This is a genomic window from Polaribacter butkevichii, assembly GCF_038024105.1.
Taxonomy (GTDB): domain Bacteria; phylum Bacteroidota; class Bacteroidia; order Flavobacteriales; family Flavobacteriaceae; genus Polaribacter; species Polaribacter butkevichii.
Genome location: NZ_CP150661.1, coordinates 1,920,613 through 1,943,384, shown reverse-complemented (window position 1 = coordinate 1,943,384; position 22,772 = coordinate 1,920,613). Strand labels below are relative to the sequence as shown.

Sequence of the window (22,772 nt, the reverse complement as noted above, 5' to 3'; positions counted from 1 at the left end):
CTCATTTCGGAAAGACATTTAGTAATAAATAATATTGTTACACAAGCTCTACAAACAAACCTTCATCTGTTTTAGACACCTTTGCAACTTTATGTTTTGTTAAACCTTTAATGGTTTTATCCCATTTTTTGTTAGATAAACCAGACTTTACTTTTAAGTCGTTTAGATCTATTTTTTCTGCTTTGGTAACAATCGCTAAAACAGCTTTTTCATCGCTATTTAATTCTACTGCAGCCGCTTTTTTCTCTGGTCTCATTTGAGGGAAGAAAAGAACTTCTTGTATAGATTGGTTGTTTGTTAAGAACATAATTAAACGGTCCATTCCAATTCCCATTCCAGACGTTGGCGGCATACCGTATTCTAAAGCTCTTAAGAAATCTTCATCAATAAACTCAGTTGCTTCATCATCTCCTTTTTGAGCTAATTTTAATTGATGCTCAAAACGCTCACGTTGGTCAATTGGGTCATTTAATTCAGAATATGCATTGGCAATTTCTTTACCACAAACCATTAACTCAAAACGCTCTGTTAACTCTGGGTTGTCTCTATGTTCTTTACAAAGCGGAGACATTTCTTTAGGATAATCGGTAATAAAAGTTGGCTGAATGTAGTTTCCTTCACATTTCTCACCAAAAATCTCATCAATTAATTTTCCTTTTCCCATTGTTTCATCCACAGGAATATTCATGCCTTTAGCAGCTTCTCTAATTTCAGCTTCTGTTTTACCTGTAATATCAAAACCAGTAAAATGTTTAATAGAATCTGCCATTGTTACTCTTGCATAAGGCGCTTTAAAGTCTATTTTGTGTTCACCAAAAGTAGCTTCAGAAGTTCCGTTTACAGCAATAGCACAATGCTCTAAAAGTTGCTCAGCAAAATCCATCATCCAATTGTAATCTTTGTAAGATACATAGATTTCCATGGCTGTAAATTCAGGGTTATGAGTTCTGTCCATTCCTTCATTTCTAAAGTTTTTAGAAAATTCATACACACCATCAAAACCACCAACAATTAATCTTTTTAAATACAATTCATTAGCAATTCTCATGTATAATGGAATGTCTAATGAGTTATGATGTGTTATAAAAGGTCTTGCTGCTGCACCTCCAGGAATTGGTTGTAAAACCGGAGTTTCAACTTCAAAATAACCAGCATCATTAAAGAAAGAACGCATTGCGTTAAACAATTTAGTTCTTTTTATAAATACTTCCTTTACGTGTGGGTTTACCACTAAATCTGCATAACGTTGTCTGTAACGTAATTCAGGATCTGTAAAAGCATCATAAGTAACACCGTCTTTTACTTTTGGTAAAGGCAATGGTTTTAAAGACTTACTTAACAATGTAAAGTTCTTAACACGCACTGTTTTTTCGCCTACTTTAGTAGTAAACAATTCCCCTTCTATACCAACAAAATCACCTAAATCTAGTAATTTTTTAAAAACATCATTGTACAACGTTTTATCCTCACCAATACAAATTTCATCACGGTTAAAATACACTTGTATTCTACCTTCTCCATCTTGCAGTTGTGCAAAAGAAGCTTTTCCTTGTATGTTAATAGACATTAGTCTACCAGCAATAATTACCTTTTTTCCTTCAGCATACTCTTGCTTTATCTTTGCCGAATTTGAATCTATAGGATATAAATCTGCAGGATAAGGATTGATGCCTAAAGCGCGTAATTTTACGAGCTTTTCTCTACGTACAACTTCTTGTTCTGATAATTGCATTTGCTGTTTAGTTTTCTGATGTTTATTTAAGATTGCAAAGATACAATCAAATGAATTAATAGACAATTGAGAATAAAATAAAAAACAACATCTTTATTTGAGAATATTTAAAAACATCGTATATTTGTCGGCTGCTTTTTGTTAGGGCAGCATTAGTTGTGTTGTTTTGGCGCTTTAGTAAAAGCGTCGTGGTTTTGTTAACCAATGGAAAGCTTCCCTGAAACGGGACGCTTTTTTTTATGTCTTTATTTTTTTGTGCTATTTAAAATTAGGACTAATTGCTTTGTTTAAAAGCTTTTTAGTGAGTATTTAAATTGATGATTGTTTTGTTAAGTAAATTGTTTTTATAAGGATAATTTGGATCTTGTAGAAGGTTTTTTTATGTTAACTTTTTTTGCGTGAAGGATAGAAATGAAAAGCCCACAGTGAGGTACGAACGAGGACTTGTAATGGATAGCCTGACCATTTTTAAGCGATATTTTAATGTTTATAAATTGTGTTTTTTAAAAATGGGCACGCCCTAAAAAAATAGTTTCTATAAACACAAAAAAGGCATCAGTTAATACTGATGCCTTTTTATAAAATATATTTTTAGATTCTTACATAGCTACTAAATCGCCAGAAGCATCTTTGGTAGGTAATTCTGTTTTACCCATCAAGAATAAATCTACTTGTCTGGCAGCTTCTCTACCTTCTGATATTGCCCATACAATTAAAGATTGTCCACGACGCATATCTCCGGCAGTAAAAATGTTTTTTACGTTTGTTTGATATTTTCCGTATTCCGCTTTGTAGTTAGAGCGAGCGTCTGTTTTAAGACCTAATTTGTCTGCTAAAGTACTTTCTGGACCTGTAAAACCTAGTGCTAATAAAGCTAAGTCACATGGCCAAGTTTTTTCTGTACCTGCAATTTCAATTAATTGTGGTCTTTCTCCTGGAACCATTTTCCATTCTACATTAATTGTTTTTAAGGCAATTAATTTTCCGTTTTCATCTTTTACAAATTCCTTTGTGTTGATTAACCAATTACGTTCTACACCTTCTTTATGAGAAGAAGAGGTTTTTAATTGTAATGGCCAAAAAGGCCAAGGAGTTGTAGGTGAACGGTGTCCTGGAGGTTTTGGCATAATTTCAAAGTTAACAACAGATTTTGCTCCGTGTCTGTTTGAAGTACCAATACAATCTGAACCTGTATCTCCACCACCAATAACAATTACGTTTTTGTCGGTAGCAAGTACTCGCTCTTTTACTTCTTTACCAAGTACTACTTTTGTTTGTTGTGTTAAAAAATCCATTGCTTGTACAACTCCATCAGCATCGATACCTGGAGTTGGTAAGCTACGTCTTTCTGTAGATCCACCACATAAAACAATACTATCAAAAGCTTTTAGGTCTTTTACATCGTAATTAACACCTACGTTTACGTTGGTTTTAAATGTAATTCCTTCTGCTTCTAAGATGGCAATTCTTCTGTCTATGATTCCTTTTTCTAACTTAAAGTTAGGGATTCCGTAGCGTAATAAACCACCAACTTCATCATCTCTTTCAAAAACAGTAACTGTATGACCAGCTCTGTTTAATTGTTGTGCTGTTGCTAAACCTGCTGGTCCAGAACCAACAATAGCAATTGTTTTTCCTGTTCTATTTTTTGGCGGTTGAGGTTTAATCCAACCTTCTTTAAAGGCACGTTCTACAATGTTTTTTTCTATGTTTTCAATAGAAATTGGATCTTCTATAATACCTAATACACATGCTTGTTCACATGGGGCAGGGCATAAACGACCTGTAAATTCTGGAAAATTGTTTGTAGAATGTAATATCCATGAAGCTTTTTTCCATTCTCCTTGGTGTACCATATGATTGAAATCTGGTATTAGATTTCCTAATGGACAACCACTATGGCAAAAAGGAATACCACAATCCATGCAACGTGAACCTTGTTTTGTTATTTCGTCTTCAGAAAGAGGAACCGTAAATTCCTTATAATTTTTTACACGATCTTTTACAGAAGTATAGGCTTCATCTTGTCTTTCAAATTCTTTAAATCCTGTTATTTTTCCCATGAGATTATGCTATTGTTAATTCTTCGAACATTGGTTCTTCTGTTTCTATACGTATTAATGCTTTCTTGTATTCTGTAGGCATTACTTTTACAAAGTTTTTTAAACTTGTATCCCAATCAGCTAACAAAGCAGCACCTCTTTTACTATCTGTATATAAAACGTGTTTTTCTATAGTTGCTTTTAATTCTGCTGCATCGTCTTTACTAATTTCTTCAAACTCTATGGTTTCTGTATTACAAAGTCCATTTATAAATTTGTTTTCAGGGTCGTAAACATATGCAATACCACCACTCATACCTGCTGCAAAGTTTCTACCTGTTTTTCCTAAAACAATTACTTTACCACCGGTCATATATTCACAACAGTGATCTCCAACTCCTTCTACAACAGCAGTTGCACCAGAGTTACGAACTGCAAAGCGTTCTCCTGCAATTCCGTTAATGTAAGCTTGTCCTGCTACTGCTCCGAACATACAAACATTACCAACAATAATATTGTTTTCTGCTAAGAAATCTGCTCTTGCTGGTTTTTTAACAATTAACTTGGCTCCAGATAAACCTTTACCTAAATAATCGTTTGTATTACCTTCTATGGTGAACGTTAATCCGTGTGCACCAAAAGCTCCAAAACTTTGTCCTGCAGAACCTGTAAAGTTGATGTTTAAGGTATCTTCAGGTAAACCTAAATGACCGTAAATTTTAGAGATTTCATTACTAACTATGGCTCCAACAGTTCTGTTTGTGTTTTTGATTGGATATGCTAGGTTCATTTTTTCTTTTCTATACAAAGCTCTATGTGAATCTTTTAATATAGTAAAGTCTAAAACGCTTTCTAAATTATGATCTTGACTTTCTGTATTTCTTACCGTCATACTTCTATAAGAAGTTGGTCTGTGTAAAATACTAGATAAATCTAAACCTTTTGCTTTATAATGCTTAATAGCGTGATTTGCGTTGATTTTATGAGTTTGACCAACCATTTCAGCTAATGTTCTAAAACCAAGTTGTGCCATAATTCCTCTTAATTCTTCTGCAATGTAGTAGAAGAAGTTAATTACGTGTTCTGGTGTTCCTTTAAAGTTTTTACGTAACTCTTTATCTTGAGTTGCAATACCAACCGGACATGTATTTAAGTGACACTTACGCATCATAATACAACCAGAAGCTACTAAAGGAGCGGTTGCAAAACCAAATTCCTCAGCACCTAATAATGCAGCAATAGCAACATCTCTACCTGTTTTTAACTGACCATCACATTCTACAACAATTCTACTTCTTAAATCATTAAGAACTAATGTTTGTTGTGCTTCTGCTAAACCAAGTTCCCAAGGTAAACCTGCATGTTTTAAAGAGGTAAGAGGAGACGCTCCTGTACCACCGTCATAACCAGATATTAAAACAACATCTGCTTTTGCTTTTGCAACACCTGCTGCAATTGTACCTACACCAACTTCTGAAACTAATTTTACATTAATTCTAGCTTCACGATTTGCATTTTTTAAATCGTAGATTAATTGTGCTAAATCTTCAATAGAATAAATATCGTGATGTGGAGGAGGAGAAATTAATCCTACAAAAGGAGTTGAATTTCTTGCCGCAGCAATCCAAGGTAAAACTTTAGCTCCAGGTAATTGACCACCTTCACCAGGTTTGGCTCCTTGAGCCATTTTTATTTGAATTTCTCTTGCGTTGGTTAAATAATGAGAAGTTACCCCAAATCTACCAGATGCTACTTGTTTAATAGCAGAGTTTCTACTATCTCCATTGATGTCTTTTTGAAAACGTTTTCTATCTTCACCACCTTCACCAGAGTTAGATTTACCACCAATTCTGTTCATAGCAATCGCTAAGTTTTCGTGCGCCTCTCTAGAGATAGATCCGTAAGACATTGCACCCGTTTTAAAACGTTTTACAATTTCTGTCCAAGGTTCTACTTCTTCCAATGGAATTGGGTCTAAGTTGTCGAACTGAAACAAACCACGAATTGTCATTAAATTCTCTGACTGTTCGTTAATTGCTTTTGCGTAAACGTTATAACTTCCTTGATCACTTAATCTTACAGCTTGCTGTAGTTTAGCAACTGTTGTTGGATTAAATAAGTGACGTTCACTATTTCTTCTCCATCTATAATCTCCACCAACATTTAAACCTAAGTTTTTGTCAATTTGATTATCTGGATATGCTTGTTTGTAGCGTTGATCTATTTCTTTTTCTATTTCATACAAACCAATACCTTCAATTCTAGAAGCAGTATAAGGGAAGTATTTTTCTACAAAAGGAGAGTTGAAACCTACAATTTCAAAAATCTGAGAACCTCTGTAAGAATGTAAAGTAGAGATTCCTATTTTGTTCATTACTTTTAAGATTCCTTTTCCAATTGCTTTGTTAAAGTTATCAACTGCTTTTTGTTCATCCATACCAGTAATGAAGCCTTCTTTAACTTGCATTCTAATAATTTCATTTACCATATATGGGTTTACGGCACTTGCGCCGTAACCAAATAAAGTAGCAAAATGATGAGGTTCACGTGGTTCTGCAGATTCAATAATAATATCGAAATGAGAACGCTTGCGTAAACGGTTTAATTGATGGTTTACAAAAGAACAAGCTAATAAAGCTGGGATAGGAGCAAGCTCTTGGTTTACACCTCTATCTGAAAGAATAATAATATTATTCTTTTGTTCTAAAGCTTTTTCAACTTGAATAACAATATTATCTAAAGCATCTTCAAGACCATTTAAACCTTGTGCTTTTGGATATAATATTTGTATTGTTGCTGCTTTAAAGCTTTCTATATCTATGTTTCTAATTTTTTCTAAATCTGCATTAGAAATAACCGGATTCTGAATTCTTAATTTTCTACATTGTCTGTCTGTAATGCTGAAAATGTTTCTATCTTTTCCTAAATTTAAACTAATATCTGTTACAATTTCTTCACGAATACCATCTAAAGGAGGGTTTGTAACTTGTGCAAATAATTGTTTAAAGTAGTTAGATATTAATTGAGGTCTGTCTGATAAAACAGCTAAAGGTGTATCTATTCCCATAGATCCTAAAGCTTCTTTACCAACAATTGCCATTGGTGTAATTACTTCCTGAATATCTTCAAAAGTGTAATTGAATAAACGTTGACGCGTTTTTACATCAATAGATTCTATAGGGCAAGTTTCTCCGTTATAAGGTACGTCTTTTAAGTGTAAACGAGTATTATCTAACCATTCTTGATAAGGTCTTTCAGAAACAATTTTACTTTTTATTTCTTCATCCTCAATGATTCTTCCTTCGTTCATGTCTACCAAGAACATTTTTCCTGGTTCTAATCTACCATGTTCTTTGATGTCTTCTGGTGCTACATCTACAACACCAATTTCTGATGACATAATTAAACTACCGCTTTTGGTAACGGTATATCTAGAAGGTCTTAATCCGTTTCTGTCTAATAAAGCTCCAATATAGTCTCCATCTGTAAAAGGTACAGAGGCAGGACCATCCCAAGGTTCCATAATACAACCATTGTATTCGTAAAAAGCTTTACGCTCTTTAGACATGGTTTTGTGTTTTTCCCAAGCTTCAGGAATCATCATCATCATAATTTCTGGTAAAGAACGGCCTGTGTGAGTTAACAACTCAACAACCATATCCATAGAAGCAGAATCTGATTTTCCTGGTAATATAATTGGAAATAATTTTTCTATTTGTGGACCAAAAACATCGCTTTTCATGATTTCTTCACGAACACGCATTCTACTAACATTACCACGTAAAGTGTTAATTTCTCCATTCTGACACATGTGTCTAAATGGTTGTGCTAACTCCCAAGTTGGCATTGTGTTGGTAGAAAAACGTTGGTGTACTAATGCCAAACGTGTTACTAAATCTATTGCTTGTAAATCTTTATAATAAGGACCAATATCTTCTGGCATAATAATACCTTTATAGATGATAGTGGTTAATGATAAACTCGGAATGTAGAAATATTTACTTTCAGAAATTTTAGATTTTCTGATGGCATGTTCTGCAATTTTACGAGCAGCATATAACTTAGCTTTAAAAGTAGCCTCGTCTATTTCTTCTGTTTTACCTATAAATAATTGTTCAATATTTGGTTCAGAAGCTAAAGCAATTTCTCCTAATTGAGAAGAGTCTACAGGAACTTCTCTCCATCCTAAAATGGCGAGTCCTTGTTCTTTAATTTCGTTTTCAAACGTGGTTTTACAAAAATCGTATTGATTGCTAACCTTAGGAAGAAATACCATACCAACCGCATATTCTCTTTGCTCTGGAATAGGAAAGTCACAAACTCTTTTGAAATAGTCGTGAGGAATATCTATCAATATTCCGGCTCCATCTCCTGTTTTTCCATCAGCACTAACACCACCTCTATGTTCTAGTTTAACTAGAATTTCTAGTGCATCGTGTATAATTTGATTTGTCTTTTCTCCATTTAAATTACAGATAAAACCAGCACCGCAATTTTCGTGTTCAAACTCTGGTAAGTATAATCCTTGTTTCTCCATATTGTGTTCAATTATATATACAAATCTATGTATTTTATTGAAAAGGACTCAATGTTATTGTTATTTTAATGTGATTTTTATGATGAAATCAATAAAACATAGCAAAAAGTTTACTTATGACAATGTGGAGCATTTTTATTATCAAATTCATAAAAACAGGAAAAGTCCGTAAATAATTAAATTTACAGACTCTTCTTTTATGTTTTTTGGGTGATTAATGCTCGTTTAATCGGAAGTCAGGATATGCTTCCATACCATGTTCATGTGCATCTAAGCCTTCTATTTCTTCTCTTTCACTTACTCTAATACCCATTGTTTTCTTTAAGGTAAATAGGATGATAAATGAAGTTACTAAACAGAATACCGCATAACAGGCAACTCCTATTAGTTGGCTAATAAACTGATCTACACCTGCAAGGTTACCAAATAATCCAACAGCTAGGGTTCCCCAGATACCACATACTAAGTGAACAGCAATTGCACCAACAGGATCGTCTAATTTTAATTTATCGATTAAACTAACAGCAAAAACAATTAAAGCTCCGGCAATAGCGCCAACTAAAATTGCATCTGTAGGAGACATTTGATCTGCTCCTGCAGTAATACCAACTAATCCTCCTAAAATACCATTTAAGAACATTGTTAAATCTAAATTTTTATACATTATTGTAGATACAATTGCAGCTATAACACCTCCTGCAGCAGCAGATAAACAAGTAGTAACTAAAGTTAAAGAGGTTAATGTTGGGTCTGCAGATAAAACAGAACCTCCGTTAAAACCAAACCATCCTAACCAAAGAATTAAAACTCCGGCAGTTGCTAAAGGAATGTTGTGTCCAGGGATAGCTTGTATTTCTCCATTTTTAAATTTTCCAATTCTTGATCCTAGAAGGCAAACAGCTACTACAGCAGCCCATCCACCAACAGAGTGTACTAAAGTAGAACCAGCAAAATCGTAAAAAGGTGTTGATAATTGATCTAAAAATCCACCACCCCATTTCCAAGAACCTGCAATTGGGTACACAAAGCCTACGTATAAAATAGCAAAAATCATAAAAGGAAGAATTTTCATTCTTTCTGCAACGGCACCAGAAACGATGGTTGCAGCTGTAGCAGCAAACATTCCTTGAAATAAGAAGTCTGTCCAGTATGTATATCCAGAGTTGTAGGTAAGGTCTAGAGCGCCTTCTGCGGTAAGTGGAGATGATAATCCAAATCCTGCAAAACCAATAATTCCAGAAGATCCATCAGCAAAACCAGGGTACATTAAGTTAAAACCAACTAATGCGTATAGTAGTAATCCAATGGTGATAATAAATATATTTTTAAATAATATGTTAAGTGTGTTTTTTTGTCTTGTTAAACCAATTTCTAAAAATGCAAAACCTGTGTGCATAAAGAAAACTAGTGCTGTACAGATCATCATCCATACATTGTTTATTGTTAATAATTCCATAATAAAAATTTGTAATCGTTTATTTTAAAGTTTGTCCGCCTTTTTCTCCTGTTCTTATTCTGTATGCTTCTTTTACATCGCTTACAAAAATTTTACCATCACCTACGTCTCCTGTAGAAGCTGCTTTTATAATTGTATTAACGGTAATTTCTTCAAAATCATCATTTACAACAATGGCTAAATGTCTTCTTTGTATGTCGCTTGTACTGTAGCTAACACCTCTGTAAACATGGCCTTCTTTTTCGTTTCCTAAACCGGTAACATCCCAGTAAGAGAAAAAGTTTACACCAACTTCAAGCAAAGCGTCTTTTACTGCTCTAAATTTTGACTTTCTAATAATTGCTTCAATTTTTTTCATGATAGAATTAATTGTTTTTTTTGTTAATTGTTTTTTTTCGTATTAAAATCACATAACTTAATTGAATAAGTTATGTGATTTTATAAAAGAATAACTGCTAATTTCTTTTTTATATTTTATTTGTCATCAAATTCTCTTTGTCTTACTCCTGGGTAAGCAATAGAACCGTGTTCATGTACATCTAAACCTTCGATTTCTATTTCTTTGGTAACACGTAATCCCATTGTCTTTTTTAAGATTGTAAAAACAATAAAAGATAAAGTAATAGACCATACCGCGTATGCTAAAACTCCTGTTGCTTGAACACCCAATTGAGAAGCTCCACCACCATTAAATAAACCAATAGCAGTATCACCATCTACCCCCCAAAGACCAATAGCTAACGTACCAAAAGCACCAGCTACACCGTGTACAGATGCGGCACCTACGGCGTCGTCAATCTTTAATTTCTTTTCAATGAATTCAATAGAGAATACTACTAAAACACCACCTAATAATCCTGTTAATACAGCTCCTTCTGTTGTCATGTTTCCACAACCAGCTGTAATACTAACTAAACCAGCTAATGTTCCGTTTAATGTTTGTCCTAAGTTTGGTTTTCCGTACCAGATCCAAGTAGTAATTAAAGCACCTAGTCCACCAGCTGCTGCTGCTAAATTGGTAACTAAAACTACGTTTGATGCAGCAATAGAATCTGCTCCACCCCAAGCTAATTGAGATCCTCCGTTAAAACCAAACCAACCAAACCAAAGGATAAATACCCCTAAAGTTGCTAATACTTGGTTATGACCAGATATTGGTAAAACTTTACCGTCAACATATTTTCCAATTCTAGGTCCTACCATAAATGCAGCTACTAAAGCAGCCCATCCACCAACAGAGTGTACAATAGAAGATCCTGCAAAGTCAATGAAACCTAGTTTAGTTAACCAGCCTTCACCTTGCCATTGCCATCCACCTGCAATTGGGTAGATTATTGCTGTCATTACAATAGAGAAAACAATGTAGGTTGTGTATTTAGTTCTTCCTGCGATAGCTCCAGATACAATTGTTGCAGCTGTTGCAGCAAACATTGTTTGGAAGAATAAATCAGCTCCTTCTCCTTGAAATAAACCGCCCCAGAAGAACCATCCGTTAGAGGTGTCTCCGTACATTAAAGAATAACCTACTAACCAAAAAATTAAAGATCCAACACAAATGTCTAGTAAGTTCTTCATTGCAATGTTAACTGCGTTTTTAGATCTTGTCATACCAGATTCTACTAATGTAAATCCTGCTTGCATTAAGAATACTAAGATACCTGCAATAAGCATCCAAAGCATTCCCATATCTCCGTTTATTTGTTCAACAGCTGCTGTAACTTCTGTTGCTGGAGTATCTTGAAATAATGTTAAAAATAAACTCATATTTATAAATTTTAGTTAGTAAAGTGCTTTGTGTTCTTTTCTTAGAAAGAGTATACTGCAGCCATTGTTAAAGTAGAAGTGCTTTTTTCTGTAGGAAAAGCTTCAATAATATAATCGTCAGAAGAATCAAATCTTAAGTCAGTTATAAACTTTAAGTTACTTGTTAAGTTGATGTTAGAAGTTAAGGTAAATGCAGTTACATTACTATCAGCACTTCCTGCAGAAGTTGTAAAAAATTCTGGTCTTAATCCTAAAGAAAATTTGTCAGAAAAAGCATTTTGTAAGTAAAGTGCTACTCCTTTGTATCCTTCATCATCGTCGCTAGAATTTGCGTATGCTGCGTTGATACCTACGTAAAAAGTGTCAGATAAATCAAAACCACCTGTATAATCTAAAAAGATCCAGTCTGTTGCAGAACCTGCAGCGTATGCACCAGTAATAAAGTTTAAGTATTGACCTTTGTATCCAATTTGAGCTCCTAATTGAGTGTCGTCTGTAAGGTTACCGTCTGCACTAGAAATTCCGTGTGCGTTTGTTACGGCTAACATAAGAGATAAATCTTCAGAAACAGCGTAATCTGCCTTTATACCTGTATGAGAAAAAGGTCCTGCGTTAAATAAGTAAGATACCGTGTAGTTAAAGTTAGCAGATGGGTTGATAACTTCATATCCTAAAAAGGTATTGAATTGTCCTGCAGTAAGTGTTAATTTATCAGTTACATTGTAGTATGCGTATAATTGATTAATTGCTCCTGCCATGTTTGCATCATCTGCTCTAGGTCCAAATGCAATATCAGCAACAACTCCTGCTTTTCCTTTTTCATAAGCAAATACAGTATTTGCAAAACCTAAACCAAAAGCGTTTGCGTTTTCTGGGTTAGCTATTAATATACCAGGAGTTCCTGGGTCTTTTGTAAAATTAGTAGTTCCGTATACGTCAACTGTTCCGCTTAATGTGAAAGTTCCTTCGTCTTCTTTTTCTTGTCCAGTTACTATTAAGCTTGTTGCTAATAATAATGTAAAAATTACTTTTTTCATAATGTTTGTTCTTTTTGTGTTAAATGAATTTTTATTAATTGAACTGTGTCAAAAGTAAATATTAAATTGAAACTGGCAAGGGGTGTGTTTTTAAAAATACTTGTTTTTGAGTTTAGACCCTCAAAAAAAGGGGGGTTAATTTGAGATAACTTCATTTTGAAGTTTTTGTAGGGTGTAAAATGTTGGGTATGTAAAAATGGGTGTCAAAATTTTAGGATATTCATAAAAATGAACCTTTTGTGAAAAAAAATGCAATTATTGTACATTTGCACCTATGAAATATTCATTTTCTTATATAATTAAGTTACAATTTCTCGGTTTTCGTTTTTCTGGGTGGCAAAAACAAACAAACGCTAAAACATTGCACGATATGGTAGATAAAACCTTGTCTTTTGTTTTTGAAGATGTTAATTACAAAACGATTGGTGTAGGTAGAACGGACGCTAAGGTTTCTGCAAATACCTATTATATTCAGATGTTTACAGATAAGCTTGTTAGTGAAATTGGGTTTATAGATTCTTTAAATGCTAATTTTTCTCCCGATTTTAGAGGTGTTTCTATAAAAAAAGTAGATCGAAGTTTTAATGTGATTAACTGTGCTAAGGTAAAGGAGTATCATTATTATTTTTCTTTTGGCGAGAAGAATCATCCCTTTTCGGCGCCTTTTATTGTAAATGTTGATGAAAATCTTGATCTTGATTTGATGTTAAAAGCAGCAAATCTTTTTGAGGGAGAACATTATTTTCATAAATATTGCACAAGACCTAGTGCACAAACGATTTTTAAAAGAGTGATTGATAGTTGTGAAATTGTAGAAAATGATGTTTTAACGGCTAATTTTTTTCCTGAAAAATCGTATATATTTAAGGTGAGAGGAAAAGGATTTTTGCGATATCAAATTAGATTGATGATGGCAACGCTTTTTGAAGTAGGAAAAGGAAATTTAGATTTAGAATTTATTGAAGCTTCCTTAAAAGAAGATAACGATAGGAAGTATATGAGAAACAATGCGCCTTCTTCTGGTTTGCAGTTGTATGATGTTGAATTGGAGTTTTAAGTAGGGTTTGTGTATTGTGGCGGATATTTGTTTGTGTTTTAGGGCGGTAAAATTAGTTGGTTATTTAAATGTTGATGGCAAGTAGTTGCGTGAGCGATAGCAACGGCATCCTTTTTAAAAGGTTGGCAAATAAGTGTAGTTTGCTTTTTAATTGTGAGTATTTTGCAAAAAAGAGGAAACTTTGCGATAATGTATTTAAAAAGATATAGTGAATAGCGCGGTTTTTGTTTTTCTCAAAAACACGCCCAAAATAAAAATCCACCTTATAGTAAGATGGATTTTTTTATAACTTATATATAGGTGTTGTTTATCCTTTGATTATTCCTCTAGAAATTACAATTTTCTGAATCTCAGAAGTTCCTTCGTAAATTTGGGTGATTTTAGCATCGCGCATTAAGCGTTCTACGTGGTAGTCTTTTACAAAGCCGTTTCCTCCGTGAATTTGTACGGCTTCTACGGTGTGCTCCATGGCAACTTTACTTGCGTATAGTTTTGCCATTGCAGAAGACATGTCGTAATTATTACCTTGGTCTTTGTCCCATGCCGCTTTTCTAACCAGCATTCTTGCAGCTTCAATTTCTGTGTGCATGTCTGCTAATTTAAAAGCAATTGCTTGGTGGTTGCAAATTTCTGTGCCAAAAGCTTTACGTTGTTTTGAGTATTTTAAGGCTAGTTCGTAAGCGCCGGCAGCAATACCTAAGGCTTGTGCGGCAATGCCAATTCTACCTCCAGAAAGTGTTTTCATGGCAAACTTAAAGCCAAAACCATCTTCACCAATTCTGTTTTCTTTGGGTACTTTTACATCGTTAAATTGTAAGGTGTGTGTGTCTGAGCCACGGATTCCTAATTTGTCTTCTTTTGGACCAATGTGAAAACCTTCAGTTCCCTTTTCTACTATAAAAGCGTTGATGCCTTTATGACCTTTTTCTCTGTCTGTTTGTGCAATTACTAAATAAACATCTGCACGACCACCACTTGTAATCCAGTTTTTTGTTCCGTTAATTATATAATGATCTCCTTTGTCTTCTGCGGTGGTTGCTTGTGAGGTTGCGTCAGAACCAGCTTCTGGTTCGCTTAAGCAAAAGGCGCCAACAAATTCTCCTGTTGCTAATTTTGTTAAATATTTTTGCTTTTGATCTTCATTTGCATAAGCTTCTAATCCGTAACAAACTAATGAGTTGTTTACGGAAACAATTACAGAGGCAGAGGCATCAATTTTAGAGAGTTCTTCCATAATTAGTACGTAAGAGATGGTGTCCATACCGCTTCCTCCGTATTTTGGATCTACCATAATACCTAAGAAACCAAGGTCTCCCATTTTTTTGACTAATTCTTGTGGAAATTCTTGCTTGTTGTCTCTTTCTATTACGCCAGGTAATAATTCTGTCTGCGCAAAGTCTCTTGCGGCATCCCGAATCATGATGTGTTCTTCTGTTAAACTAAAATCCATCTGTATATATTTTTGTTATATTCGTAAAATCTTGTTTCAAAGATATCGATTTCGTAACATATTATCAATAAGGTTTTGTTATTTTTACATATATGAATATAGGTAGTGTTTTTGTAATAGGTTTAATGTCTGGTACATCTCTAGACGGAATTGATTTGGTGTATGTGAAGTTTGATAAAAATAGATATCAAGATTTTGATATTTTACATTCGGAAACGGTTGCTTATTCAGAAAAATGGAAGTCTACTTTGCAGAATGCAATTGCTTTTTCTTCGGATGCTTTAAAAAGTTTAGATATTGCTTATGGCAAACTGTTGGGAGAGGTACTTAACGGTTTTATTGATAAATTTAATATTGATAATATCGATTTTATAGCGTCTCATGGTCATACGGTTTTGCATCAACCACAAGACGGAGTTACGCTTCAGGTAGGCGATGGGCAAACCATTGCAAATGCAACCAATCTAAAGGTTATTTGCGATTTTAGAACGCAAGATGTACAGTTAGGTGGTCAAGGAGCTCCTTTAGTACCAATTGGTGATGAATTGTTGTTTTCTGATTATGGGTTTTGTTTAAATTTAGGAGGCTTTTCTAATATATCTTTTCATAAAAAGGGTAGCAGAATTGCATACGATATTTGTCCGGTAAATATTGTTTTAAATTTTTATGCCAATAAATTAGGTGTAGATTATGATGAATCTGGAAAAATTGCATCAAAAGGAAAAATTAATAAAGAGCTTTTAGAAAAATTAAATGCACTTTCGTTTTATACAAAAGCACCACCAAAATCTTTAGGGTTAGAGTGGGTGCAAGAAGTGGTTTTTCCATTAATAGATCAATTAGAAACAAATGTTTCATCGATATTAAGAACTTTTGTAGAGCATATTGCCATGCAAATAGGTAGTGTAATTGCAGGTAGCAATTCGGTGTTAATAACAGGTGGGGGTGTTTTTAATTCCTTTTTACTAGAAAGAATAGCTTTTTATGCTCATATTAAAATTACGTTAACAAGTAGTAAAATAATTGACTTTAAAGAAGCGCTTATTTTTGCGTTTTTAGGGCTTTTACGAAGTGATGGAAAGGTAAATTGTTTAAAGTCTGTAACAGGTGCTAGTAAAAATCATTCTTCAGGCGAAATTTTTTATCCGAATAGAAAATAAAAATATTTGAACAATCATTTTTTTACTGTAAGTTTGTAGGGTATGAACTTAATAATAATCTAAATAAAATTTAATGAATCAACTTTAACTTTTCCCCTGAAGGGGATTTTAATAGCAAATTAAAATTGTTTGAAAAAGCAAAAAGAAAAGTTAATTTATATAAAATTTTATTATGAAAGAATTACTAAAGATATACGAGAATAAGCAGCCGGAAATAGTTTTTAATTGGAAAGATTCTGAAACAGAAGCAGAAGGTTGGACAGTAATAAACTCATTAAGAGGAGGTGCCGCAGGTGGTGGTACAAGAATGAGAGAGGGTTTAGATATGAATGAAGTTCTGTCTTTAGCGAAAACAATGGAGGTTAAATTTACCGTTTCTGGGCCCGCTATAGGAGGTGCAAAATCTGGGATAAATTTTAACCCGAATGATCCTCGAAAAAAAGGAGTGTTAGAACGTTGGTATAAAGCGGTGTCTCCGTTACTAAAAAATTATTACGGTACAGGTGGTGATTTAAATGTAGATGAGATTCATGAAGTAATACCAATGACAGAAGATGTTGGTGTTTGGCATCCTCAAGAAGGGGTGTTTAATGGTCATTTTAAACCAACTGAAGCTGACAAAATTAACAGAATAGGACAATTGAGACATGGCGTGATAAAAGTCATAGAAAGCAAAAAATATTCTCCTGATATTTCGGTTAAATTTACAGTTGCCGATATGATAACTGGTTTTGGTGTTGCAGAAGCTGCACGTCATTATTATGATATCTATGGAGGAACCATTGTTGATAAAAGAGCAATTGTACAGGGTTTTGGAAATGTAGGATCTGCAGCAGCTTATTATTTAGCGCAAATGGGCGCAAAAGTTGTAGGGATTATAGATAGAGAAGGTGGTGTAATAAATGAAGATGGTTTTTCTTTTGAGGAGATAAAAAAAATGTTTTTACATAAAAATGGTAATACATTGGTTGCAGAAAACATGATTCCTTTTAAAGAAATTAATGAGCGAATTTGGAGTTTGTCTTGTGAAGTTTTTGCACCTTGTGCGGCTTCTAGGTTAATTAAACAAGAGCAAATTAACCAAATGATTGAAACAGGTTTAGAAGTGATTTCTTGTGGAGCGAATGTGCCTTTTGCTGATAAAGAAATTTTCTTTGGGTCGATAATGGAAGATACGGATAAAAAAGTGAGTCTAATTCCTGATTTTATTTCCAATTGCGGAATGGCAAGAGTTTTTGCCTATTTTATGGAAAGAAGAGTAGAAATGACAGACGAAGCAATTTTTGAAGACACATCAAATACAATAAAAAGAGCATTGCAAAGAACCTTTGCTAGAAGTGCATCAAAAACAAAAATAAGTGAAACAGCGTTTGAAATAGCGCTTAAAGAATTGATATAAATTAAATAAACAAGTAACTAAAATGGAGTCAGTAATTATTATTGTATTTGTAATGGGGTATTTAGCCATTACCTTAGAGCATAATTTAAAATTAGATAAATTAATCCCAGCCTTAATAATGATGGCGTTTTGTTGGGCATTAGTAGCACTTGGGGTAGATAATTTTACACAATGGTTTGACTCTAGTAAACATAGTTTGGTAGATGGATTTGCTTCTTTTGATCATGTAGAAAAATTACACATGGTAGAAGAAACCTTATTACATCACTTAGGTAAAACAGCCGAAATTTTAGTTTTCCTTTTAGGAGCTATGACAATTGTAGAAATTATTGATTATTTCGATGGTTTTTCTACAATAAAAACTTATGTAAAGACCAAAAAGAAGTCTAAAATTTTATGGATTTTTTCTATCCTTGCTTTTGTTTTATCTGCAATTATAGATAACTTAACTGCTACAATTGTATTAATTTCTATTTTACAGAAAATTGTTAAAAATAGAGATGAAAGAATTTGGTTTGCAGGTTTAATTATTATTGCTGCAAATGCAGGTGGTGCTTGGTCTCCTATTGGAGATGTTACTACAACAATGCTTTGGATTGGTAAAAAAGTAACTACCTTAAAATTAGTAGAATATTTATTGTTACCATCATTTTTATGTATGGCAGTACCAACTTTTATTGCCTCTTTTTTACCAGCCTTTAAAGGTGAAATAGATTTTGAGGAAGAAGTAGATAAACCAAAAAGTCAGCATAGTGCAAGAATGTTATATTTAGGATTAGGTGCTATTGTTTTTGTGCCAATTTTTAAAACCATAACTCACTTACCTCCTTATGTTGGTATGATGTTGTCTTTAGCAGTTGTTGCTACTTTTGCAGAAATTTATAGTAGATCTAAATTCTCTTTAACAGATTATGATAATGAAGCAGAAGCAGGTGCGCACCATAGTCCTGTACATCATTCTTTGTCTAAGATAGAAATGCCAAGTATTTTATTTTTCTTAGGTATATTAATGGCAGTTGCAGCGTTAGAGTCTTTAGGTATTTTATATGATTTTGCATCAACATTACAAGATACAGTGCCAATGATGGGAACAGAAATACATGTGCCAGGTGTTACAGGTGTATCTGATTTAGTAGTATTGTTATTAGGTGTAGGCTCTGCAGTGATAGATAATGTGCCTTTAGTAGCTGCTAGTTTAGGTATGTTTTCTGAGCCAATAGATAATGAATTATGGCACTTTATTGCATTTTCTGCAGGTACAGGAGGATCTATGTTAATTATTGGTTCTGCTGCAGGAGTTGTGGCAATGGGAATGGAAAAAATAGATTTTTTCTGGTACTTTAAAAAAATATCTTGGTTAGCGTTAACTGGGTTTTTAGTAGGTTCAGCTACTTTTATGATTACAAGAACACTTTTTTAATTGATAAAAAATAAATATAGAAATGTCATTTTGTTTTCATACAGAATGGCATTTTTTTTGATATAAAGAAAAATCTATTCTTTTCTATTGAAACAATTTAAAAAAGGAATAGTCGTTACTTAATTAGAACTTAAAAAGAGAATTAAATGTTGTCATTTTTTCAAGAGAATAAAGAAATTTTAGAAGAAGCTGTTTCAGAAGAAAAAACGCTTTCTATCTATAACTTAATTATGGATGGTGGCTTAGGAGGCCAAATAATAATAGCAATTCTATTTGTATTGTTAACTGTTGGTATATATATTTATTTTGAACGCTTTTTTGCAATAAAAGCGGCATCAAAAATAGATGAAAACTTTATGAATCAAATTAAAGATTTTGTTTCTAACGGAAAATTAGAATCTGCAGATGCACTTTGTAAAAGTAAGAATACACCAACAGCAAGGTTAATTGGTAAAGGAATTTCTAGAATAGGAAAGCCTTTAGATGATATAAATAAAGCCATTGAAACAGCAGGGAAGCTAGAAGTTTATCAACTAGAAAAAAATGTGAGCGTTTTGGCAACTATTGCAGGTGCAGCTCCAATGATTGGTTTTTTAGGAACTGTAATAGGTATGATTGTAGCGATACATGAAATTGCAAATGCAGGCGGTCAAATAGATATAAAATTACTTTCTGATGGTTTGTATACCGCAATGACAACTACCGTTGCTGGTTTAATAGTAGGTATTATAGCGTATATTACATACAATCACTTAGTGGTAAGAACAGACAAGGTAGTGTATCAAATGGAGGCAAAATCTGTTGAGTTTTTAGATTTATTAAACGAACCAGTATAAAAAGCTCAAGGTTTAAAATTTCTGGTTTAAAGTTTTACAATGAACCTTAATTTTTTGAATATTGAATTTTAAATTTTGAATACAAAGTATGAATTTACGAGGAAGAAATAAAGTAGACCCAACATTCAATATGTCGTCAATGACAGATATTGTTTTTTTATTGTTGATATTTTTTATGCTTACATCAACTTTAGTAACAGTAAGTGCTATTGATGTTTTGTTGCCAAAAGCAGGTGGTAAAACAGAAAATAACAAATCTGTGGCAGTATCTATAACAAGTGAATCTTTGTTTTATATAGATAAAACAAAAGTAAGTGCCTCTAATTTAGAAAATGAAATATTAAAAAGTGTTGGTGCAGATAAAAAGAAAACCATTATAATTAGAGGGGATAAAGATGTGCCTTATAAAAATGTAATGCAAGTAATTGACATTGCTAATAAGAACAAATTAAAAATGATTTTGGCTGTAAAAGGGAAATAAGTTTTCTAGCACACAATATAAATGCAAATATTAGATACCACATACAAACGTAAATCTGCTGTAATTACAGCGGTTATTCTGCTGCTTTTAATCTTCGGGATTTTTAACTACGGAATGCATTATTTAGACCCGCCAGAAGAATATGGAGTGGCAATTAATTTTGGAACTTCAGAGGTAGGAAGCGGTAAACCTGTGGAGGATACTAAGAAAATTTCTGCCCCAAAAGAAGTAGAAGAACAAAAGGTTGTAGAAGAGGAAGTTGTTGAAGAAGAAGTAAAAGAAACGCCGAAAGAAATTGTTAAAGAAGATCTTATAACAGAAGAAACAGTTAAAGATGTACCTGTTGTAGAAAAAGTAAAAGAGGTAAAAAAAGAACCTGTTAAAAAGATTGTAGAAAAAAAGAAGGAAGTTAAAAAACTAGTAAAAGAAGAGGTTAAAAAAGAAATTCCTAAAGAGAAGCCAAAACCGAAACCATCAAAAGCAACCCAAGACGCTTTAAATAATTTATTAAACGGGAATGCTTCCGACGGAAAGCCTCAGGGAGAAGGAGATGATGACAAACCCGGAGTAAAGGGAAAAGTAGATGGAGATCCAAGCTCCTCTAAATATTATGGAAATACAGGAAGTGGTTCTGGTGGCGATTATAACTTAGCGGGTAGAAAAGCACTTTCTAAGCCAAAAGTACAACCCGATTGTCAAGAAGAAGGTACGGTTGTTGTACAGATTCAGGTAGGTAAAAACGGAAAAGTAATTTTTGCAAAACCAGGTTATAAAGGAAGTACAAATACGGCTTCTTGTCTACTAAAAGCAGCAAAAGAAGCAGCCTTAAGAACCAAATGGAATCCAGATGAAAAAGCACCTGCAAACCAAGTAGGAACTATTATTTATAAGTTTTCTTTGTCTAAATAATCACGTATTTTTGTCGTATGAATTATCAACAAACATTAGATTGGATGTTTGCACAATTACCGATGTACCAAAGAGAAGGTAAAACAGCATTCAAAAAAGACTTAACCAATACTTTAGTACTTTCTAAAGAATTAAATTTTCCAGAAAAAAAGTTTAAATCAATTCACGTTGGTGGTACCAATGGTAAAGGGTCTACAAGCCATATGTTAGCTTCTATTTTGCAAGAAGCCGGTTATAAAGTGGGCTTGTATACATCTCCTCATTTAAAAAACTTTACCGAAAGAATTAAAATTAATGGAGTCGAAGTTTCCGAAAAGAAAGTTTCATCCTTTATAGAACAACATAAAGACTTTTTAGAAAAACAAAGACTGTCTTTTTTTGAAATGACGGTGGGTTTGGCTTTTGATTATTTTGCTGAAGAAAAAATAGATATTGCTATTGTTGAAGTTGGTTTAGGAGGAAGATTAGATTCTACAAATATTATTACCCCAGAAGTTTCTGTAATTACCAATATAGGTTTAGATCACACACAATTTTTAGGAGAAACGTTGCCTGAAATAGCTTTTGAAAAGGCAGGTATTATTAAGAGTAAGATTCCTGTTATAATAGGGGAAGAGCAAGAAGCCGTAAAAAGTGTTTTTATCGCTAAAGCGGATGAATGCAATGCGCCTATTTATTTTGCTTCGGATGATAATAAAAGCTATAAGACGGATTTGTTGGGAGATTATCAGCAAAAAAACACAAAAACAGCCGTTGCTGCTATTAAGAAGTTAACTGGTTTTTCTATATCTACAGAAAATATTGAAAAAGGGTTGCTGAATGTTGTAAAAAACACCAATCTAAAAGGTAGATGGCAGATTTTACAAGAGAACCCAAAAGTAATTTGTGATACGGCACATAATAAAGACGGATTAAGTATTGTGCTTAATCAATTAAAAAAAGAATCCTTTAAAAAAATACATTTTGTTTTAGGAGTAGTTTCTGATAAGAAGTTAGAAGAGGTTTTACCACTTTTTCCAAAAGAAGCAGCGTATTATTTTTGCAAGCCAAACATTCCCAGAGGTATGTGTGAGGCTGTTTTACAAGAAAAATCGAAAGATTTTGGTTTGATAGGAGAAAAATATTCTTCAGTAGAAATTGCTTATAAAAAAGCATTACTAGAAGCTAATCAGGAAGATATCATCTATGTTGGCGGAAGTACTTTTGTGGTGGCAGAAATTATTTGAAGAAAGTTTGTTTTTTTATTTGGTATATCTAAAATCTATACTATATTTGCAACCGCTTTAGGGCAATTAGCTCAGTTGGTTCAGAGCATCTCGTTTACACCGAGAGGGTCGGGGGTTCGAATCCCTCATTGCCCACCAAAGTAAAATCCTTTACATTTATGTAAAGGATTTTTTGTTTTTAAGAATTAATATTTTAATATTTTTGGGACTCAAGGGATCAAGGGATCAAGTCAAAAAGTTGTGGTAATCTTTTCTTTTGAATATAG

General features: G+C 33.4%; 16 protein-coding genes and 1 tRNA gene. 9 read left to right on the top strand and 8 right to left on the bottom strand.

Annotated features, from left to right (window positions below; all coding sequences use genetic code 11):
- Positions 1-37 precede the first annotated feature (37 nt).
- From lysS to WG951_RS08110, 7 genes are all read right to left on the bottom strand, one after another.
- On the bottom strand, positions 38-1,732 hold the full coding sequence (gene lysS, locus WG951_RS08140; RefSeq protein WP_105050269.1) for a lysine--tRNA ligase: 1,695 nt from the start codon (positions 1,730-1,732) through the stop codon (positions 38-40).
- Between the two features lie 599 nt (positions 1,733-2,331).
- The gene (locus tag WG951_RS08135) at positions 2,332-3,795 is read right to left on the bottom strand and encodes a glutamate synthase subunit beta (protein ID WP_105050270.1); all 1,464 of its coding nucleotides are present in this window, start codon (positions 3,793-3,795) and stop codon (positions 2,332-2,334) included.
- A gap of 4 nt (positions 3,796-3,799) precedes the next feature.
- Positions 3,800-8,311 carry a glutamate synthase large subunit gene (gltB, locus tag WG951_RS08130; protein ID WP_105050271.1) on the bottom strand — a complete coding sequence of 1,504 codons (4,512 nt, stop codon included), beginning with the start codon at positions 8,309-8,311 and terminating at the stop codon, positions 3,800-3,802.
- 214 nt (positions 8,312-8,525) lie between these two features.
- The gene (locus WG951_RS08125; RefSeq protein WP_105050272.1) at positions 8,526-9,767 is read right to left on the bottom strand and encodes an ammonium transporter; all 1,242 of its coding nucleotides are present in this window, start codon (positions 9,765-9,767) and stop codon (positions 8,526-8,528) included.
- Between the two features lie 19 nt (positions 9,768-9,786).
- The gene (locus WG951_RS08120) at positions 9,787-10,125 is read right to left on the bottom strand and encodes a P-II family nitrogen regulator (RefSeq protein WP_105050273.1); all 339 of its coding nucleotides are present in this window, start codon (positions 10,123-10,125) and stop codon (positions 9,787-9,789) included.
- Positions 10,126-10,241: 116 nt separating this feature from the next.
- Positions 10,242-11,531 carry an ammonium transporter gene (locus tag WG951_RS08115; RefSeq protein ID WP_105050274.1) on the bottom strand — a complete coding sequence of 430 codons (1,290 nt, stop codon included), beginning with the start codon at positions 11,529-11,531 and terminating at the stop codon, positions 10,242-10,244.
- 41 nt (positions 11,532-11,572) lie between these two features.
- Positions 11,573-12,568, bottom strand: a complete 996-nt coding sequence (locus WG951_RS08110) for an outer membrane beta-barrel protein (RefSeq protein WP_105050275.1) — start codon at positions 12,566-12,568, stop codon at positions 11,573-11,575.
- A 274-nt stretch (positions 12,569-12,842) separates the two neighbouring features.
- Between WG951_RS08110 and WG951_RS08105 the strand changes: the two genes are divergently transcribed.
- Complete coding sequence (locus WG951_RS08105; RefSeq protein ID WP_105050276.1) at positions 12,843-13,625, top strand: tRNA pseudouridine(38-40) synthase TruA; 783 nt, start codon at positions 12,843-12,845, stop codon at positions 13,623-13,625.
- 307 nt (positions 13,626-13,932) lie between these two features.
- Here the strand turns inward: WG951_RS08105 and WG951_RS08100 are convergent, their stop codons facing one another.
- On the bottom strand, positions 13,933-15,075 hold the full coding sequence (locus WG951_RS08100; RefSeq protein WP_105050277.1) for an acyl-CoA dehydrogenase: 1,143 nt from the start codon (positions 15,073-15,075) through the stop codon (positions 13,933-13,935).
- Positions 15,076-15,167: 92 nt separating this feature from the next.
- On the opposite strand from WG951_RS08100, the gene WG951_RS08095 reads away from it, so the two are divergent.
- The 8 genes from WG951_RS08095 (at position 15,168) to WG951_RS08060 (ending at position 22,644) form a co-directional block, all read left to right on the top strand.
- Positions 15,168-16,235, top strand: coding sequence for an anhydro-N-acetylmuramic acid kinase (locus WG951_RS08095; RefSeq protein WP_105050278.1), 1,068 nt, complete (start codon positions 15,168-15,170; stop codon positions 16,233-16,235).
- A gap of 172 nt (positions 16,236-16,407) precedes the next feature.
- Positions 16,408-17,634, top strand: a complete 1,227-nt coding sequence (locus WG951_RS08090) for a Glu/Leu/Phe/Val dehydrogenase dimerization domain-containing protein (RefSeq protein WP_105050279.1) — start codon at positions 16,408-16,410, stop codon at positions 17,632-17,634.
- A 22-nt stretch (positions 17,635-17,656) separates the two neighbouring features.
- Positions 17,657-19,054: a sodium:proton antiporter NhaD gene (nhaD, locus tag WG951_RS08085; protein ID WP_105050280.1), complete on the top strand. Its 1,398-nt coding sequence runs from the start codon at positions 17,657-17,659 to the stop codon at positions 19,052-19,054.
- Positions 19,055-19,200: 146 nt separating this feature from the next.
- Positions 19,201-19,890, top strand: coding sequence for a MotA/TolQ/ExbB proton channel family protein (locus WG951_RS08080; RefSeq protein ID WP_105050281.1), 690 nt, complete (start codon positions 19,201-19,203; stop codon positions 19,888-19,890).
- 88 nt (positions 19,891-19,978) lie between these two features.
- Positions 19,979-20,371, top strand: a complete 393-nt coding sequence (locus WG951_RS08075; protein ID WP_105050282.1) for an ExbD/TolR family protein — start codon at positions 19,979-19,981, stop codon at positions 20,369-20,371.
- Positions 20,372-20,392: 21 nt separating this feature from the next.
- On the top strand, positions 20,393-21,280 hold the full coding sequence (locus WG951_RS08070; protein WP_105050283.1) for an energy transducer TonB: 888 nt from the start codon (positions 20,393-20,395) through the stop codon (positions 21,278-21,280).
- A 17-nt stretch (positions 21,281-21,297) separates the two neighbouring features.
- The gene (locus WG951_RS08065; protein ID WP_105050284.1) at positions 21,298-22,506 is read left to right on the top strand and encodes a bifunctional folylpolyglutamate synthase/dihydrofolate synthase; all 1,209 of its coding nucleotides are present in this window, start codon (positions 21,298-21,300) and stop codon (positions 22,504-22,506) included.
- A gap of 60 nt (positions 22,507-22,566) precedes the next feature.
- Positions 22,567-22,644: transfer RNA gene (locus WG951_RS08060), tRNA-Val, on the top strand.
- The last annotated feature ends 128 nt before the right edge of the window (positions 22,645-22,772 follow it).